The following is a 16,535-nucleotide window of genomic DNA, read 5'->3' as shown; positions in this document are numbered from 1 at the left end:
GTTGTCCTCCACCCGACTGTCACAGGCACCGTAGCGGCATTGTACATTAGTGTCTAGATGGCTATGGACAATTGTGTACAGAGCCAATATCGTTGGGTCGGAACGATGCTTCAGGGGTGCTGCAATGCTCGACGGCCCGAAAGTTGACGTGACCCATGCAAGGCGGCGCGGCCGTGGCTCGCCTGGCGACAAGGGCGCGCCGTCCCGCTCTCCCGATTACCGGCAGTTGCGCAATTCGTTCCTGCCGCAGCCGGTCTTCTCATCCGACCAGGTCGAGGCCATCCACGCCACGGCGCTCCGCGTGCTGGAAGAGCTTGGCATCAAGGTGCTGCTGCCCGAGGCACGTCAGGTCTTCAAAGCCGCCGGTTGCCTCGTCGATGAAGACACCCAGATGGTTCGCATCGGCCGCGATGTCGTCGGGGCGGCACTGTTGTCGGCGCCAAGATCCATCGAAGCGAAAGCGGGCGACCGTGCCCGCGACATCGTCTTCGAACTTGGTGTCATGACATTCATCGCCGGTTGCGGCGCGCCCAATGTCACCGATCTCGATCGCGGGCGGCGGGCCGGCAACCTGGCGGATTTCGAGGATCTCATTCGCCTCGTGCACTCCTTCGACGTCATGCATATGCACGGTCCCTGCATCGAGCCGCAGGATGTCGAGATGTCGCTGCGGCACTACGCGACAGCGCGCGCGCAACTGACCCTCTCCGACAAATTTCCTTTCGTCTTTGCGCGCGGCACGCCGCAGACCGAGGACAGTTTCGAAATGATCCGCCTGGCGCGCGGCCTGTCGGTCGACGAATTCCACAATGGCGCCCACTGCTACACCGTCATCAACACCAACTCGCCGCGCCAGCTCGACATTCCGATGGCGCAGGGCATCATCGATTTCGCCAAGGCCGGGCAGGTCTCGATCATCACCCCGTTCTGCCTTGCCGGCGCCATGGCGCCGATCACCGTGGCCGGCGCGCTGACGCTGCAGCATGCCGAGGCGCTGGCGGGCATCGTGCTGGCGCAGCTCAGCCGGTCCGGCGCGCCAGTGATCTATGGCAGCTTCTCGTCCAACGTCGACATGAAATCAGGCGCGCCGGCCTTTGGCACGCCGGAGCATGTCAAGGCGACGCTCGGCGCCGGTCAATTGGCGCGGCATCTCGGCCTTCCCTGGCGCGCCGGCGGCGGCAGCGCGTCCAACATCTCTGATGCACAGGCGGCGCATGAAACGCAGTTCGCGCTGTGGGGCTCTGTGCTGGCCGGCGCCACCGTGCTGATCCATGCGGCGGGCTGGCTCGAAGGCGGCCTCAGCGTCTCCTTCGAGAAGCTCATCACCGACATTGAGGCATTGCAGACGATCGCCGAACTCTTCGACAAGCCGGGCGGCGGCGATGCCGACATCGGCTTCGATGCGATCGCCGAGGTCCAGCCCGGTGGCCATTTCTTCGCTGCCCAGCACACGATGGAACGCTATCGCACGGCATTCTACGAACCGCTGGTCGCCGACTGGTCGAATTTCGGCAACTGGACGCAATCCGGTTCGAAAACCGCGACGGAACGCGCCAACGGAGTCTGGAAAAAGCGGCTGGCCGAGTTCGTCCCGCCCGCATCGGCTGTCGCAACAGCGGATGTGCTCGACGAATTCATCGCGCGCCGAACGGCTGAAGGCGGCGCCGCGCCCGTTTCCTGATCCATCCGCCCTCGAAGCGGCGCTCGATCGCATCGGCAGGTGTTCCCATCGGCCACGAGGTTGCGACCATGAGCATGCTTTCCCGCGCCGCAATTGTCTGTCAAATACGCGCATCAGACAGGCAGCGCCGCGCGGCGAACTCAAGGAACCACGGACATGACCCAGTTTCGGAAAAACCTCATCGATGGTGAATGGGTGGGCGACGCCGGCTCTCGCAACATCAATCCGTCCAATATCGACGATGTGGTCGGCGAATACGCTTCGGCCGGCCCGGAACAGGCCAGGCAGGCCATTGCGGCGGCGAAAGCGGCCTTCCCGGCCTGGTCGCGCTCAGGTCCGCTGGCGCGCCATGCCGTGCTGAGGAAGGCGGCGGACGAGATCACCGCCCGAAAGGATGAAATCGGCCGGTCCCTGGCGCGCGAGGAGGGCAAGACACTGGCCGAGGGCATCGGCGAGACCCTCCGTGCCGCGCAGATCTTCGATTTCTTCGCTGGCGAGGCCCTGCGCCTGGCCGGCGAGTTGGTGCCGAGCGTGCGTCCGGGCGTCGGTGTCGAGATCACCCGCGAAGCGGTCGGTGTGGTCGGCATCATCACGCCGTGGAATTTCCCGATCGCCATCCCGGCCTGGAAGATCGCGCCGGCCTTGGCCTACGGCAACACCATCGTCTTCAAGCCGGCCGAGCTGGTTCCCGAGAGCGCCTGGACCATCGTCGACATCCTGCATCGCGCCGGGCTGCCGAAGGGCGTGCTCAATCTGGTCATGGGCAAGGGCTCGGTTGTCGGCCAGGCCATGCTCGACAGTCCCGATCTCAATGCCATCACCTTCACCGGCTCGGTCGGCACCGGCAAGCGGGTCGCAGCGGCAAGCGTCGAGCACATGCGCAAGTTCCAGCTCGAAATGGGCGGCAAGAACCCGCTCGTCGTGCTTGACGATGCTGACCTTGCTGTTGCCGTCGACTGCGCCATCAACGGCGCGTTCTTCTCGACGGGCCAGCGCTGCACGGCATCGTCCCGGCTGGTTGTGACCGACGGCATCCACGACCGTTTCGTTGATGCTCTCAAGGATCGCATGAGCAAACTGGTCATCGGCGATGCGCTGGATGCCAGGACGCAGATCGGCCCGGTCGTCGACCAGAGCCAGCTGAAGCAGGATGAGGACTATATCGCCATCGGCCGCCAGGAAGGCGCCGAGCTCGCCTTCGGCGGCGAGCGGCTCGACCGCCAGACGCCGGGCTTCTATCTCCAGCCGGCGCTGTTCACCGGCAGCACCAACGCCATGCGCATTTCGCGCGAGGAGATTTTTGGGCCGGTGGCGAACGTCATCCGCGTCAAGGACTATGACGAGGCATTGGCTGTCGCCAACGACACGCCGTTCGGGCTGACCTCGGGCATCTGCACGGCCAGCCTCAAGCATGCGACGCACTTCAAGCGCAACTCGGAGGCCGGCATGGTCATGGTCAACCTGCCGACGGCGGGCGTCGACTTCCATGTTCCCTTCGGCGGGCGCAAGGGATCGAGCTACGGTCCGCGCGAACAGGGCCGCTACGCGGCGGAATTCTACACAACGGTCAAAACCGCCTATACATTCGCCGGCTAATCATATGACGGAGAAATCTCCCGTTGACGGCCTGACCTGGCTCAATCCGCCGCCGCATCACACGGCGGCCGGCAATACGCACCATGTTCGCACCGGCAAGGAAACCGACTTCTGGCGGGAGACCTTCTACGATTTCTGGCGCGACAACGGCCATTTCCTCCACCAAACGGTCGAAGGCGATTTCAGTGCAGAGGTCACGGTCAAGGGAAACTACGAGGTGCTCTACGACCAGGCTGGGCTGATGGTCCGGCTGAGCGAGACGCACTGGATCAAGGCTGGCATCGAATACACGGATGGCCTGATGTATTTTTCCGTCGTGGTCACCAACGACGCTTCGGACTGGTCGCTGGCCACCATTCCGGCCGATCCGAACGGTGTGAGGATACGGCTCACCCGCCACGCGGAGACGATCCGCGTCCAGTATCTCGATGCTGCCGAGGGGCACTGGAAGCCGGTACGCCTCGCTTATTTCCCGCCTTCGAAAACGGTCGATGTCGGCATGATGTGCTGCTCGCCGCAGCGCGAGGGTTTTGAGGTGACCTTCGCCGATTTTTCGGTCGGACCACCGATCTCGCGCGACCTTCACGACTAGGCAGGCCCGCGCGGTTGCGTGGCGAGACCGCCGCCTGACATTCGCAGGCCATTGATCCGAGGCGTTGAAAGAATACCTTCCACAAGCTGGAACAGGAGCGTAAAGCGGAGCGCGGGGCATTGCGCTGAAGGTGTGCGTTCATGCAGGCAGACGAGCCGCTTTTTCTTTTCTATACCTCGTTCTTTGGCAAACCAGTCAACATCGCCGCCATTCCACACTGTGCGCTGCCGGTGCGATGGAGCGTCGACCGCCGCCGTCTCTCCGAGGCAACGGCGGTGCTCTTCCATCTTCCGGATTTTCGCGAGATACGCGACGCTCGCAAATATCCTGGCCAATATTGGGTGGGCTGGTCGATGGAAAGCCGGGAGAACTACCCCTTGATGGCCGACGCCGGGTTCATGCGGAATTTCGACATCACGATGACTCATGAGTCCGGGTCGGATGTGTGGCGGCCCTACCTGCCGAGTTCGAAATGGTGGGAGGCTGCGCAAAGCGGTCCAAGGCTGCCAAAGACGGAAAGCGCCCCCGCCGTGCATTTCCAATCGGCAGCGGTCGATCGCAGCGGCCGCGTCGCGTTTGCGGCAGAACTTGCCCGGCATATCGGAGTCGACGCCTACGGGCGGCATAATCCCACCCGAACGATCGAAGGGCCTGATCTTGGCCGGCAAACGAAGATCGAAACCATTGCACGGTACCGATTCTGCCTTGCCCTGGAGAATTCGATCTCTCCGGACTACGTGACCGAAAAAATTTATGATCCGCTGATTGCTGGCACCGTGCCGATCTATCTAGGCGCCCCGAATGTCGACGAATTCGTTCCTGCCAACTCGTATATCAACGCCTCGGCCTTCAGCAGCCCCGCGGATCTCGCCTCTTACCTTCATCATCTGATCGGAACGCCGCAAGCCTATGAAGCCTATTTCGCCTGGCGAGCGAACCCACTGCCCGAGTGTCTGGCCAGGCGCATTCAGGGATTGAACGCGTCGGCAGAGTGTCGTCTGGTGGCGCTTGTGCATCAACGCATGCGCGAACGGCAGAGCCCATTGTCGGCCCGGCCATCGCTGCCGTTTGGTCGCGTCGCCTTCCTGCGGACCAAACTGAGACGCTTGCGCAAGGCTCTAGGCTGAACCCCAATCTCGCCTCGGGCCGCTCACCAGGGCACGTGCAATATCCCCAGCTTGGGAAGTCCGACCGGCCTGATGCCAAGGTCATTGGCGAGAGCGCCAAAACCTTCGATCTCGATGAGATCGCGATAGGGAATTTCGGGAAAACGAAGGCTGCCTCGGTGCAAGGCCGCGTCAACGAAGGCGGCGCTTGCCTGCTGAAACGCGAGTTGCGGCCCGACGTCCGAGCAGGGAGGGTCGTCCAGGGCGTTGCAACGACATCGGTCGCTGGGCTAAGCGTTACCGATGGGCATGTCGCGCTGGTGGGCAAAATTCAAAGGGGCCGTTCGCTCCAGGACGCTGAGGTTTCTCGGCGTTCCGCCTGTCCTGTGGTCAAAGGGCATCGGCCATTTCTGCGATTTCGCCGGGCCAGATTGGTATCGCTACGAACCGACTGAATCCACGCAGTCCCAACTATTCTTCCAACAACATTATAGTGGCGCGCATGGCTTGGTCTGGGTGCGGCTGAGCACTCGGGCCAGGTATACGCAGGGCTGCGACCTCGATACGTTCGCCAAGGTTGTCCTTCCGACCATCGAGGCTCCCTTCATCCTGCTGACGACCGATGGCGACGCATCAGTGCCGTCGGACGTAGCAAAGGACACCGTCGAGCGGCTGTTCGCCAACCCTTTCCTGGTGTCCTGGTACAGCCAGAACTGCGATGGCGATCATCCCAGGATCAAGCCTTTTCCGATCGGGCTCGACCTCCACACGCCTCGCTCTTTCGCAACACCGATGGGGCTTGTGAGGCAATTGGAAGCTATACGGCATGATAGTATGGACCGTCACCCGCTCAGGATTTTCTGTGATTTCAGCATCAGCAAAGGCTCCAGGCAGCGCCGGGAGTTGCTTGAAGCACTGAACGCATGCCCCCACATCGATTTCCTGAAGCGACGTGTATCGCAACGCGAGATCTGGAAGCTCTATTCGCAATACCCGCTCGTCCTCTCCACCGAGGGTAACGGGCTGGACTGCCACCGGACGTGGGAGCTGCTTTACCTCGGCTGCATCGTGGTCACCAAGACCTCGCCGCTCGATCCTCTCTACGAAGGCTTGCCTGTCATTATCGTCGACAACTGGCACGAAGTTGCGAACCCTGATGCCCCGGCCCGCTGGATAGCGGAGGTCGCGCATCTGACGGAGCGGAACTATGTTTGGGAGCGTCTACGCCCGCAAGCCTGGCTGGAACCTCTTCGCCAGGAACTCAGAACAGCTTCGGGACAAGTGTGAAACGGTTTTCGAGAAAAGCGCGTAGCGCTTTCCCTTGGGAATTGCAGCGGCCGCCTCACCAGGGAACATGCAGGATTTCCAGCTTCGGCAGGCCGACTGGCCTGATGCCGAGATCGTTGGCAAGCAAGCCGAAGGCTTCGGTCTCGATCAGGTCGCGGTAGGGAATCTCGGGGAAGCGCAAGCCGCCACGGTGCAGCGCCGCATCGACCAGAAGCATGGTCCCGCCGACCGCATCGAGCCCGATGATGTCGAGATGCCTGACGTCGCTGAGGTAGAGCCGGTTTGGCGATGTCGAAGGCGGCTGGTAGAGGCCGCCACGCATGTAGCGATAGTAGCGATAGTCCCTGTCGGGCCTGGTCGTGACAAAAGTGTTGAGGTCGAAGCTGCCGCCACGGGCGATCTTGACACAATTGGGAACGGCGATGCGGTGCCCGGTTCCGATCAACTGGTTCACGACGTCGCCGGGAAACCGCCAGACGTCGATATCAATCCACAGCGCCCAGTCGTCGTCGCCGTCCAGCCCATGGTCGATGAGATGGTTTCGCACCTTTGCGATGCCGCCGCGTCTTACCCGCTGGTGCCTTGGTTTCGCTCGTTTTTCCCGATCAAGGCTCGTTCCCACATGTTTGCGGAGCAGTTTGATTTCGCGATATTTCTCGCTGACGGCAGCCGTCGCCGCCTGCAGCGTCTCCCAGCTTCCGTCCGTGCTGTCGCCCTCGCAGAAGACCAGCTTGATCCTGTCCTTGGGGTAGTCGAGTGCCTGCAGCGCATCGAGAAACGGCCGGATATGATCCGCCGCGTCGCGAAGCGGCACCAGAATGGCAATGTTCGGCCCCGTGGGTCCTGGTGACGCCAGCGCTCCAGGACTGACACTGCTCTTGGCGGTGACTTCGTCGAGGCGGGCGCCGCGCGTCATCCGGTGCCGGAGCCGATAGGCGTGCGTCCGGATCTTGTCCCACAATCGTGGTGGCGGCTGCGCCTTCCACCATGTGCCCGCCCAGTGGTGGATCGACAAGGTCGGCCCTTGGGACTGGCTGTCGGTACGCCCCGCCGAATCGAGAGGGGAAAACAGGGTGGAGGGGTGTATGGAGAAAGCCGTCTGGTCATCATAGCCGCACTGCGCCGACGTCAGCATGCACGGCCCCGTGGCGTCGATCGCTTCCTTGGCATTGACCAGCCCGGGCAGCAGCGACAGCACGTGAAGCCAGAACGGATGCCGGGGCGGGCTCGCCATCGTGCCGTTGAAGATCAGATAGGGCAGGCCGCGAAAACTCGCTTGGACCAACGCATGCGAATCCGGCTCCTTGCAAAGCACGATCCGCTCCTCGCCCATGATCGGATCGAAGGGCGCCGCGCATTCGCAGTCGATGTCGGCGTAGACCCCGCCGAAATGGTGAAGAAGCATGTAGCGTCCAGCATCAGCGCGCAGTACGCCTCGTTGATAGCTACAATAGACAGGCAGGAAGTGAGGATAGTGTTCGGCCACGAATTCCAGAAGTTTACGGTCGCTCCAGAACATCATCGTCCAGCCGGGATGATGTTTCTTCCAGCTCTCAATATAATCCTGAAACCGGGCGGGGACGTTGTCGGTCTTCCACGTCTGATGCAATATTGGTGGAATCATCGGCAGTCCATCGACGTGTGATTAAATTTAGACCCTCGGGAGTAACCTAGAGTTTATCTGGCGGTATCGTCCAGTCCAAATCCGCGGCGCATGGCATTGCGAATGGCTTCAGGGCCAAAGCGCGCCCACACGGCCTCATGCGCACGCATGCGCTGACGCGCAAGGCGGTCGCGATCTCTGCAAAGCGCGATGGCCGCCTGTGTAAGGCCTTTATCCGATTCCGAGAGGAGCACCTCATCACCATCGATGAGGTCGAGGCCCTCCGCCGCCAGCGGGGTCGCAATCACCGGAACGCCCCAGGCCATCGCTTCGAGCAGCTTGATGCGCGTGCCACCGCCGCTTGAAAGTGGAACGATCGTCAGGTGCGCGCTCTGCAGCAGCGGCGTCAGATCACCAGGGCTCTCGACCAGCGTGACACCGGGCAGTTCCGACAGGGCTTCGACCTTTGGCTGGGGCGAGCGACCCGCGATGATGAGCCTGGCATCCGGCAGCGCCTTGCGGATGCCAGGCAGGATGGTGCCGGCGAGTCGCATGGCGGCATCGATATTCGGCTCGTAGCCGAGATGCCCGACAAACAGGATGACCGGAAAGCCGTTGGCGGTCGTGGTCTGCGCCGGCAAGACCGACGGAATGTCCTCGGCGCGAGGGATGCCGTTCGGCACGACATCGATCGGCGCGCCATGCTGGGCAAGAGCGTTCAGTTTTTCGCGATCCTGGCCGGAGCAGACCCAGACCCTGTCGACGATGGAAAGGGCTTTTCTTTCGAGGCGTCTAAGCCCGGACGCGGCTGTGATCGCGGCCGGCCCCCACGCGTTGCGTTGCAGCTGTCCCGCAAGATCGGACTCTACATTGTGCATGTCGAGAATGAGCTGGCTGGCCAGCGGGCGCAAAGGGCGCAGCAGCTTGAACAGCGCAATGCCCTCGACCACGATGCTGTCTGGGCGAAACGTTTGGACCAGCGCTTCGAGGCGCGTCAGGGCGGAGCGCGAGATTCGGTTCTCGCCGGCCCCCCTCCACCAGCCGATCGAGCTTGTCCGGGCTTCCCCCTCGATCGCAAGCGCTGCCGTATGGATCCTGGGAGCGAGTGGTTTCGATGGGTCGGCCTGAGGCCGGACCGAGACCAGGCAGACCGGCCCGTATTCGGCAGCCAACTCGGCATTGCGGTAATTTCTGAGATCCGCGCCGGAGACAGGTGGGAAGGCTGGATCGTTGCACACGATCAATGTGCGCATTTCTTTGCTCGGACTAGGGATTGGCAATCGATCTGGCCTTCCTGTCGTGTCTTCGATGCGAGTTCGGGAGCGATACTGCAAGGCCTTCAGCTCTGGCAATGCCCTTGTGTGCGCGAACGGCGCGCATCGCGCCGGCCATGTGCGCTCACTGCCGGGACCAGGCCAACCAGCGCTGCGACAGCCGCATCCAGAAGGGCGTGAGCCTTGTCCGCCTGTAGGCGTCTCCAGCCATCTTGATCCCTTCCGCCTGTGTCGGGAAGGGATGGATGACATCGGCCAGCGCATGCAGTCCCATGCCAGAGGCGATGGCGAGCGACACCGCGTTGATCATTTCACCGGCATGGCTGGCGACGACCGTCGCACCGAGTATACGGTCGGATCCTTCCTTGACGTGAACCTTGACGAACCCCTCTTCCTCGCCGTCCATCACCGCGCGGGCGACATCGTGCATCAGCACTGTATAGGTCTTGACCGGGATGCCGTTCTTGCGTGCCTGCGCTGGATAGAGGCCGACATGGGCGATCTCCGGATCGGTATAGGTGCACCAGGGAACGACCAGCTCGCTCAGCCTCTTGCGGCCGAAAAACAGCGCGTTCCGCACAACGATGCGGGCTGTTGCCTCCGCTGTGTGGGTGAATTTGTATTCGAGGCAGACGTCGCCCGCCGCATATACCAGCGGATTTGTGGTCCTGAGATAATCGTCCACCTTGATGCCGTTGGCGTCGTATGCCACCCCGGCATTTTCCAGGTCGAGACCGTCGACATTGGGCGAACGGCCGATGCCGGTGACGATCTCGTCGACGGAAATCGTCGTCGTGTCGTCGTCGCGCACCAGGTCGGCGAGCTTCTTCCCGCCTTCTGTTCGCACCGCCACCACCTCGGTGTTGAGGCGAACCTCCACCCCCTCACGCGCCAGCGCATCCGAAAGGATCTGGGCGGCGTCGCGTTCTTCACCAGGCAGGAACATCGGATCGCGCTGCGCCAGGATGACTTTCACGCCGAGAAGACAAAAGGCCTGCGCCGCCTCACAGCCGAGCGGTCCGCCGCCGATGACCAGCAGCCGTTGCGGACGGTCCACGAGGTCGAACGCGTTCTCATTGTTAAGATAGCCGGCTTCGGCCAGCCCAGGAATCGCCGGCAGGCTTGGGCGGGCGCCTGTCGCGACCAATGCCTTCCTGAAATGCAGCGTCTTGTCCGCAACCGCGATCGTGTCCCGCCCGGAAAATCGAGCCTCGCCGAAATAGAGGTCGATACCCTCGGACGCTATGATCTCCGCACTGTCAGCACGGCTGATCCTCTGGCGGATCTGCCGCATCCTTGTCATCGCCCGCTGGAAATCGACTTGAAGACGGTCTGGCGTGTCGCCGCCGAAATTCTCGGCATCGCGCATGTCGGCATAAAGCCTTGCCGTTCGGATCAGCGACTTTGAAGGGATACAGCCGACATTGACGCAAGCGCCGCCGATCAGGCCGCGCTCGATCAGCGCGACTTTCGCGCCAAGGCTTGCCGCCTCGCGCGCGGCGGTCAGCCCGGCGGGGCCGGCGCCGATGACCACGAGATTGTACGGCGCCGTCGGGTCGGGGTTTCGCCAATGCGGGGGATGGGCGCTCTTGATCAGTTCGACGTCGTTGCGGTCGATCGGGAATGCTAGGGCTTTTGTCCGGTCACGAGACATCGCTGCCACCCCCTGCCGGGTTCAAGGGCTGCGCTAGCCAGCCGCCCGTGAAACCCGCCTTGAGCAAGCCGCGACGGATGTGTTGATTTGACCGCATCAACGTCCAGAGCAGCCGCGAACGGTGGTTCTCGATCATCATCACGGTGATGCCCTGGTCCAGCCCATAGTGCCCCTCGGACACCCAGCCATCCCGGCCGAATTTTCGGCGGTTGGCCAAGGTCGGGTTGAAACCGCTCGGCAGCCGGAAATTGCTGACCACGCCAGGGTAGCGATCCAGCAGGTGACGCAGCGCCGGCAGGCAGATTTCAGGCGCAAAAGGCAGCGACGCTGGATAGGACCATGGCGCGATCGTTCCATCATCCGGTCCGAAGGGCGCGCCACGGGCGGCATAGCCAGAAAATCTGTGAGGCCGTCGCTCTATCCTCGCCCGGAAGCCGCCCGGCCCATCCCCCGCTGAAAGCCCCCACAGATTGTCGCTATAACCGCCATAGTCATAGGGGTTGTGACGCGCGTAGTCGCGGTGGAGATAGGTCGAGCGACGGCTGTTCTCAAAATAGTCGGAGTTCTTCTCGCGCATGAAAGCGTCGCGGATACCGGCGAAATCGATCCAAGCATGCGAGAACTGGTGCATGAACAACGGGCCGCCATAAAGCACGTCGTAACCGTAGATGTTCTCCCACTGATAGGTGGCCGTCCAGCCGGCATAGCTGTCGTCCGAGGTCGGACTGTCCGGCGAGGCCATGGACAGGACATAGAGGATGGTCGCTTCGTTGTAGCCTTCCCAGCCATAGTGGAGAAAGCCGCTTTTCGGCTTCCAGCCCTGTCGCAAAGTGGGCGTGCTGCCCTGTGCCCAGCGCCAGTCGACACGCTTGTACAGCGCCTCGGCCAGTTCGCGGATTTCGCGCTCGTCGTCATTGTTTTTTGAGAAGTAGGTGGCCGCCACAAGCACGCCGGCGATCAGCAGGGCCGTGTCCACCATCGACAGTTCGCAGCGCCAGACGCGCAGGCCGGTCTGCATGTCGAGGAAGTGGTAGTAGAAACCCTTGTGGCCGGTGACGTCGTCGCCATTGCCTTGCTCGCTGTTTCGGAAGAAGCGCATGGCTGCCAGTGTCAGTTTCACGGCTTCGGCGCGCGTCATCCAGCCGCGCTCGACGCCGATCGGATAGCACGACAGCGCGAAGCCGACGACGGCGATGCTTGCCGGCGAATTGGGCCGCGAGGTGTCGGCGACCAGCCCGTTGTCCGGGTTCACGTTTTCCAGGAAATAGTCGAAGGCCGCGCGCTGGAGGCGGTCCAGCAGCTCTTCGTCGGACAGTGCGGCAGGCGAACCCTCAAGCAAGTGAAGCAAACTCCAGCGTGATCGCCGCGATCCCCAGCGGCGGAACGGTCACGTCGAATTCGAGACCGCGGTCACTCCAGAACACAGGTAAGTGCTCTGCCCGCATTGCTGAAACGGCATGGAGTTCATCGGCCATTGCCGGGCTGAGATAGTCCGGCCTTCCCATCGTCTCCCAGAGCGCCCTGGCGTTGGCATTGCTATCGTCGATCCGCCGGATTGTCGCTATCGCCGGCACCGGCGCATTGAGCAGTTCGACATGCACGGTCTCGTCCTTGATCGGGCGGCGCGGCAACGCGAAGTTCGAAATCAGCACGCTTGTCGAGTGGCCATCTCGCACGCTCCAGGCGTCGACCGTCGGATGATTGCCGTCCATCTGCAGAATCTCCGCTCCCAGCCCATGCAGCAGTTCGAAGGCACGGTAGGCCGGTTTGGCGATGCCGTGAAGGTTCATCAGGCCGAAACCGCCATGGAAAGGTTGGGAGGGAAAATAGTTTTCCTCGAAAATGTCGGAAAAGGTCCAGTAGCTGTAGCCCTGAACCAGCCCGCGCGCCTCCATCACCGTCTTGACGATGAAGGCAGCGGCATAGGGCTGGTCATGCATGGGATCGCGCGGATTGGAGGACGTGCACCATTCGGTGTAATAGAGCGGCCGGTCGCCCGCCTGGTCGCGTGCAATCCGGGCCTCGTCGCGCAGCGCGCTTCGAGTGCTCTTCGACAGCTGGGTTTCAGTGTCATCTCCAGGCTGGCCAAAAGCGTCGGTCGGATAGTGGTGCGTGCTGATGAAATCCACGGGCAGGTCGTTGTTCGCGCAGAAGGCAGTGAAATCCTCGATCCAGGCGTTGGCAGCGGTCGCGGGGCCGCCGACTTTCAACTGCCCGTCCACGGATTTGATGGCTCGCGCTGTGTGCGCGTAGAGCTTGAAATAGTCCTCCTGCTTGCCGCTGCCGAACGCTTCCAGGTTCGGCTCGTTCCAGACCTCGAAGAACCATTGGCGCACCTCCTCCTCGCCGTAACGGTCGACCCAATGGGCGACCAGCTTGGAGATCAGGGCCGACCACTGGTCGTAGTCCTTGGGCGCGCTGACATTGGCTCGGTAATGGAAAATGATCTGGCCGCTGGACGACAGCATCGTCGGCATGAAGCTCAGTTCGACGAAAGGCCGCATGCCGACCGACAGCAGGAAATCGAAGATCTGGTCGGTGTTGAAGAACGAATAGAGCGGCTGGTCGTCCTGGTCGATCAGCGTGCCCATGTCGTCATCGAGCAGGCCATGGAAGCGGACATGGCGAAAGCCGAGTTCGTCATGCGCGCGACGCATCTGAGCCTGCCAGTCGGCGCGCAGCGCGAGCGTCGCGTGGCCGCTGCCGACCGTGTGTTCCCAGAAGTGTGAAAAGTCCTCGCCCTGGCTGCGAGCATCGCAGCGAAAGATGACGGTCATGGGCGGTATCCGATTGCTGCCATTCATTTGCCAACTATACGTCGGCAAGGCAGCATCCGTTGCCTGGTCACGCCGATTTGTAGTTGGTTGAACGGTGCCGGCGGCCGGACCTAGATCGAGTTCCCCTCGAGCTGGTCGCCCAGAGCTTTCACCATGGCCACCAGCGCCGGTCCGATCTCGGCATGCGCGCGTTCCTCGGTGATGATCTCGCCAATGCCGCCACAGGTTATGGCAACCAGTGGTGAGCCATCGCGCGGGCGGAAGGGCACGCCGACCGCATGGATATAGCTGTGCCAGGCGCCGAATGACGTGACATAGCCAAGCCGTGCATATTGGGCGATCGCTTCCTCGATCGCCGCCGCGATCATTGCTGCCTTGTCGGGTTCGGCCTCCTGCAGCGTCCGTACGAGGTTGGCGCGCTCCTCGTCCAGAAGTCCTGCCGCGTAAGCCAGTCCCATCGAGGTCTTCCAGATCGGCAGATAGGAGCCCGGATTGAGCCGCAGCGTGACAAGGCTCTCCGACCGGCAATTGGCGAGATAGACCATGTTGAGGCCGTCGCGCGTGCCGATCGCCACCGCCGCACCAGTCAGGTCGGCCAGCGGCTGCATCAGTGGCCGTGCCAGATGCACGACCGCGCTGGAGCTCAGCGCCGAATAGCCGAGCGCCACCGTCGCCGGTCCCAGGCTGTAGCGGCCGAGATCCTTGTCGTATAGGAGGTAGCCGAGCGCGCTCAGCGTATAGGTGATCCGCGATACCGTGGCCTTTGGCAGGCCGGTGCGTGCGATGATATCCTGATTGCCAAGCGATGAATCGCCTGGCCGGAAGGCGCGCAAAATGCCCAGTCCGCGCACCAGCGACGAGGAAAGCTGTGCGCCTTCGCCGTCGAGCTCCGTCTCGTCCCTGGTCGCTCGCTTGCGCACGCTGCGGATCTTTCTGGCGGGGGTGTTCGCCTGTCGGGCCGGTGCTGCCGGCGCAGTATGATCAAAAATGAAATTAAATTCCATTTATATTGACAGGGGCTTTCCCAGACTGTCAATATGCTCCCCATCGATGGCATCTCCCAGCGCCTTGTGCCATCTTACGAAGCCCATCCTTGTGAAGGTAGCCACGTGTCCCGCTATATTTTGCGCCGGCTTATCGCAATGCCGTTTCTGGTGCTCGGCATCGTCACCATCGCCTTCCTGATCACCACGGTGACCAAGGGCGACCCGCTGACCGCTATTGTGGCCGAACAGCAGATGAGCAACCCGGAAGTGGTCGCCGCCGCGAAGGCACGCTGGGGTCTCGATCGTCCGCTGCCGGAACGCTATATGATATATCTTGGCAATCTGTTGAGCGGCGACCTCGGCACATCGTTCATCACCAAGCGCAATGTCGGCACCGACATCCTCTATCGATTGCCCGCGACGCTCGAACTGGTCTTTGCCGCGATGATCTTCGGCACCACGCTCGGTATCGTGCTGGGCGTGCTCGCCGCCTATTTCCGCAACAGCCTGATCGACCATGGCGCCCGTCTGTTCGCTCTGTTCGGCTCGTCGCTTCCGGTGTTCTGGTCGGGATTAGGCCTTCTCTTCATCTTCTCCGTCATGCTGAACTGGCTGCCGGGGCCGGGCAGGGTCGATGCTCGCCTGGCATTGCCGCCCGGCATCACCGGCTTCCTGACCATCGATTCGCTGCTGGCCGGCAATTTCACTGTGTTCAAGGATGCGCTCTGGCATCTGCTGCTGCCGGCCTTCGTGCTGGGTTGGACGGTATCGGGAACCATATCGCGGCTGGTGCGCGCCAACATGCTGGACGTGATGAGCCGCGAATTCGTGCTCACCGCGCGTGCCAAGGGAGCGGGTGAATTCCGCGTCGTCATTGTGCATGCGCTGCGCAACACCATGGTGCCGACGCTGACGGTCATCGGCTATTCCTTCGCCTACCTGATCACCGGCGCGGTGCTGACCGAGACGATCTTCTCCTGGCCGGGCATGGGCTCCTATGCCGTCGAGGCGGCTCGTGCCCTGGACTTCCCGGCCATCATCGGCGTCACCATCGTTGGCGGCCTGGCTTTCCTCGTCACCAACCTCATCACCGACATACTCTATGTCGTAGCCAACCCGCGCGTGAGGTTGAGCTGATGTCGGCGGTCGCCACCAAATCCCGCTCCGCCGCTATCCCTGAATGGCTGACCGCGCCGTTGGTCATCGGCACAATCGTCATCCTGTTCTGGCTGTTCATGACCGTGTTCGCCAATCTGGTCGTGCAGTTCGATCCGCTGGAAATGGTCGCGCGCCGCCTGCAGCCGCCGAGTTGGGCGCATTGGCTGGGCACCGATGCACTCGGCCGCGACGTGCTGGCCCGCACCTTGCACGGGGCGGCGCATTCGCTGCCGATCGCGGTTCTGGTCGTCGTCTCGGCCGTGGTCATAGGCTCGCTGCTCGGTGCGATTTCCGGCTTCGTCGGCGGCCTGACCGGGGCCGCGATCATGCGGCTGGTCGACGTGACCTTGTCCTTCCCGCCAATGCTACTGGCCATGGCCGTGGCGGCGTCGCTCGGTCCTGGCCTTGGTAATGCGGCCATCGCCATGGTGCTGGTCTGGTGGCCCGTCTATGCCCGGCTGATGCGGGCGCAGGTTCTGGAAGTGAAGGAGCGCGAGCATGTCGAGGCGGCCATCGCTGCCGGCGCCAGGCCGCATCGTGTGCTGTTCAAGCACATTCTGCCGCTCTGCTGGACCCCGGTCCTGATCAGCGCGACGATGGATCTCGGCCAGGTCGTGCTGCTTGCCGCATCGCTGAGCTTCATCGGCCTCGGGGCCACACCGCCAACGCCCGAATGGGGGTCGATGATCTCCGACGGTGCCGTGCATTTCTATCAGTGGTGGATCGCCTTCGGCCCTGGCGTCGCCATCCTCACCATCGTGCTCGGCTTCAACTTCATCGGCGACGGCTTGCGCGACATTCTCGATCCGAGGTCGGACTAG

The 16,535-nt window shown here is 62.5% G+C and carries 13 protein-coding genes; 7 read left to right on the top strand and 6 right to left on the bottom strand.

What is annotated here, in order from left to right:
* Positions 1-124: 124 nt before the first annotated feature.
* The 5 genes from ABVQ20_RS19330 (at position 125) to ABVQ20_RS19310 (ending at position 6,262) form a co-directional block, all read left to right on the top strand.
* Positions 125-1,681, top strand: coding sequence for a trimethylamine methyltransferase family protein (locus ABVQ20_RS19330; RefSeq protein WP_354461098.1), 1,557 nt, complete (start codon positions 125-127; stop codon positions 1,679-1,681).
* A 156-nt stretch (positions 1,682-1,837) separates the two neighbouring features.
* The gene (locus ABVQ20_RS19325; RefSeq protein WP_354461097.1) at positions 1,838-3,277 is read left to right on the top strand and encodes an aldehyde dehydrogenase family protein; all 1,440 of its coding nucleotides are present in this window, start codon (positions 1,838-1,840) and stop codon (positions 3,275-3,277) included.
* 4 nt (positions 3,278-3,281) lie between these two features.
* On the top strand, positions 3,282-3,869 hold the full coding sequence (locus ABVQ20_RS19320; protein WP_354461096.1) for a DUF1349 domain-containing protein: 588 nt from the start codon (positions 3,282-3,284) through the stop codon (positions 3,867-3,869).
* A 140-nt stretch (positions 3,870-4,009) separates the two neighbouring features.
* Positions 4,010-4,996, top strand: coding sequence for a glycosyltransferase family 10 domain-containing protein (locus ABVQ20_RS19315; protein WP_354461095.1), 987 nt, complete (start codon positions 4,010-4,012; stop codon positions 4,994-4,996).
* Between the two features lie 282 nt (positions 4,997-5,278).
* A complete protein-coding gene (locus tag ABVQ20_RS19310) occupies positions 5,279-6,262 on the top strand; it encodes a hypothetical protein (protein ID WP_354461094.1) in 984 nt (327 codons plus the stop codon).
* Between the two features lie 55 nt (positions 6,263-6,317).
* Here the strand turns inward: ABVQ20_RS19310 and ABVQ20_RS19305 are convergent, their stop codons facing one another.
* The 6 genes from ABVQ20_RS19305 to ABVQ20_RS19280 form a co-directional block, all read right to left on the bottom strand.
* Positions 6,318-7,886 (bottom strand): glycosyltransferase, encoded by a 1,569-nt coding sequence (locus ABVQ20_RS19305; RefSeq protein WP_354461093.1) that lies wholly within the window; start codon positions 7,884-7,886, stop codon positions 6,318-6,320.
* 53 nt (positions 7,887-7,939) lie between these two features.
* A complete protein-coding gene (locus ABVQ20_RS19300) occupies positions 7,940-9,118 on the bottom strand; it encodes a glycosyltransferase family 4 protein (RefSeq protein WP_354461092.1) in 1,179 nt (392 codons plus the stop codon).
* A 145-nt stretch (positions 9,119-9,263) separates the two neighbouring features.
* The gene (locus tag ABVQ20_RS19295; RefSeq protein ID WP_354461091.1) at positions 9,264-10,793 is read right to left on the bottom strand and encodes a mercuric reductase; all 1,530 of its coding nucleotides are present in this window, start codon (positions 10,791-10,793) and stop codon (positions 9,264-9,266) included.
* Positions 10,783-12,132: a glucoamylase family protein gene (locus ABVQ20_RS19290; protein WP_354461090.1), complete on the bottom strand. Its 1,350-nt coding sequence runs from the start codon at positions 12,130-12,132 to the stop codon at positions 10,783-10,785. The genes ABVQ20_RS19295 and ABVQ20_RS19290 overlap by 11 nt, the downstream gene beginning before the upstream one ends.
* Positions 12,125-13,570 (bottom strand): GH39 family glycosyl hydrolase, encoded by a 1,446-nt coding sequence (locus ABVQ20_RS19285; RefSeq protein ID WP_354461089.1) that lies wholly within the window; start codon positions 13,568-13,570, stop codon positions 12,125-12,127. Before ABVQ20_RS19285 ends, ABVQ20_RS19290 begins: the two co-directional genes overlap by 8 nt.
* A gap of 110 nt (positions 13,571-13,680) precedes the next feature.
* Positions 13,681-14,490 carry an IclR family transcriptional regulator gene (locus ABVQ20_RS19280; protein WP_354461088.1) on the bottom strand — a complete coding sequence of 270 codons (810 nt, stop codon included), beginning with the start codon at positions 14,488-14,490 and terminating at the stop codon, positions 13,681-13,683.
* 189 nt (positions 14,491-14,679) lie between these two features.
* Here ABVQ20_RS19280 and ABVQ20_RS19275 point away from each other — a divergent pair, with 189 nt between their 5' ends.
* Together ABVQ20_RS19275 and ABVQ20_RS19270 are read left to right on the top strand one after the other, a co-directional pair.
* On the top strand, positions 14,680-15,693 hold the full coding sequence (locus tag ABVQ20_RS19275; protein ID WP_227349344.1) for an ABC transporter permease: 1,014 nt from the start codon (positions 14,680-14,682) through the stop codon (positions 15,691-15,693).
* Entirely contained in the window at positions 15,693-16,535 is an 843-nt protein-coding gene (locus ABVQ20_RS19270; RefSeq protein WP_354461087.1) for an ABC transporter permease, read from the top strand. Before ABVQ20_RS19275 ends, ABVQ20_RS19270 begins: the two co-directional genes overlap by 1 nt.

This window comes from Mesorhizobium shangrilense (genome assembly GCF_040537815.1).
Lineage (GTDB): Bacteria > Pseudomonadota > Alphaproteobacteria > Rhizobiales > Rhizobiaceae > Mesorhizobium > Mesorhizobium shangrilense.
The sequence above is the reverse complement of the archived record's forward strand: the minus strand, read 5'-3'. Positions and strand labels throughout refer to the sequence as shown.

Excerpts from the sequence above, each read along its gene's own strand:
- ABVQ20_RS19310 (WP_354461094.1), top strand. The coding sequence starts at position 5,279 with ATGGGCATGTCGCGCTGGTGGGCAAAATTCAAAGGGGCCGTTCGCTCC.
- ABVQ20_RS19270 (WP_354461087.1), top strand. The coding sequence starts at position 15,693 with ATGTCGGCGGTCGCCACCAAATCCCGCTCCGCCGCTATCCCTGAATGG.
- ABVQ20_RS19315 (WP_354461095.1), top strand. The coding sequence starts at position 4,010 with ATGCAGGCAGACGAGCCGCTTTTTCTTTTCTATACCTCGTTCTTTGGC.
- ABVQ20_RS19325 (WP_354461097.1), top strand. The coding sequence starts at position 1,838 with ATGACCCAGTTTCGGAAAAACCTCATCGATGGTGAATGGGTGGGCGAC.
- ABVQ20_RS19300 (WP_354461092.1), bottom strand. The coding sequence starts at position 9,118 with ATGCGCACATTGATCGTGTGCAACGATCCAGCCTTCCCACCTGTCTCC.
- ABVQ20_RS19320 (WP_354461096.1), top strand. The coding sequence starts at position 3,282 with ATGACGGAGAAATCTCCCGTTGACGGCCTGACCTGGCTCAATCCGCCG.
- ABVQ20_RS19295 (WP_354461091.1), bottom strand. The coding sequence starts at position 10,793 with ATGTCTCGTGACCGGACAAAAGCCCTAGCATTCCCGATCGACCGCAAC.
- ABVQ20_RS19305 (WP_354461093.1), bottom strand. The coding sequence starts at position 7,886 with ATGATTCCACCAATATTGCATCAGACGTGGAAGACCGACAACGTCCCC.
- ABVQ20_RS19330 (WP_354461098.1), top strand. The coding sequence starts at position 125 with ATGCTCGACGGCCCGAAAGTTGACGTGACCCATGCAAGGCGGCGCGGC.
- ABVQ20_RS19285 (WP_354461089.1), bottom strand. The coding sequence starts at position 13,570 with ATGACCGTCATCTTTCGCTGCGATGCTCGCAGCCAGGGCGAGGACTTT.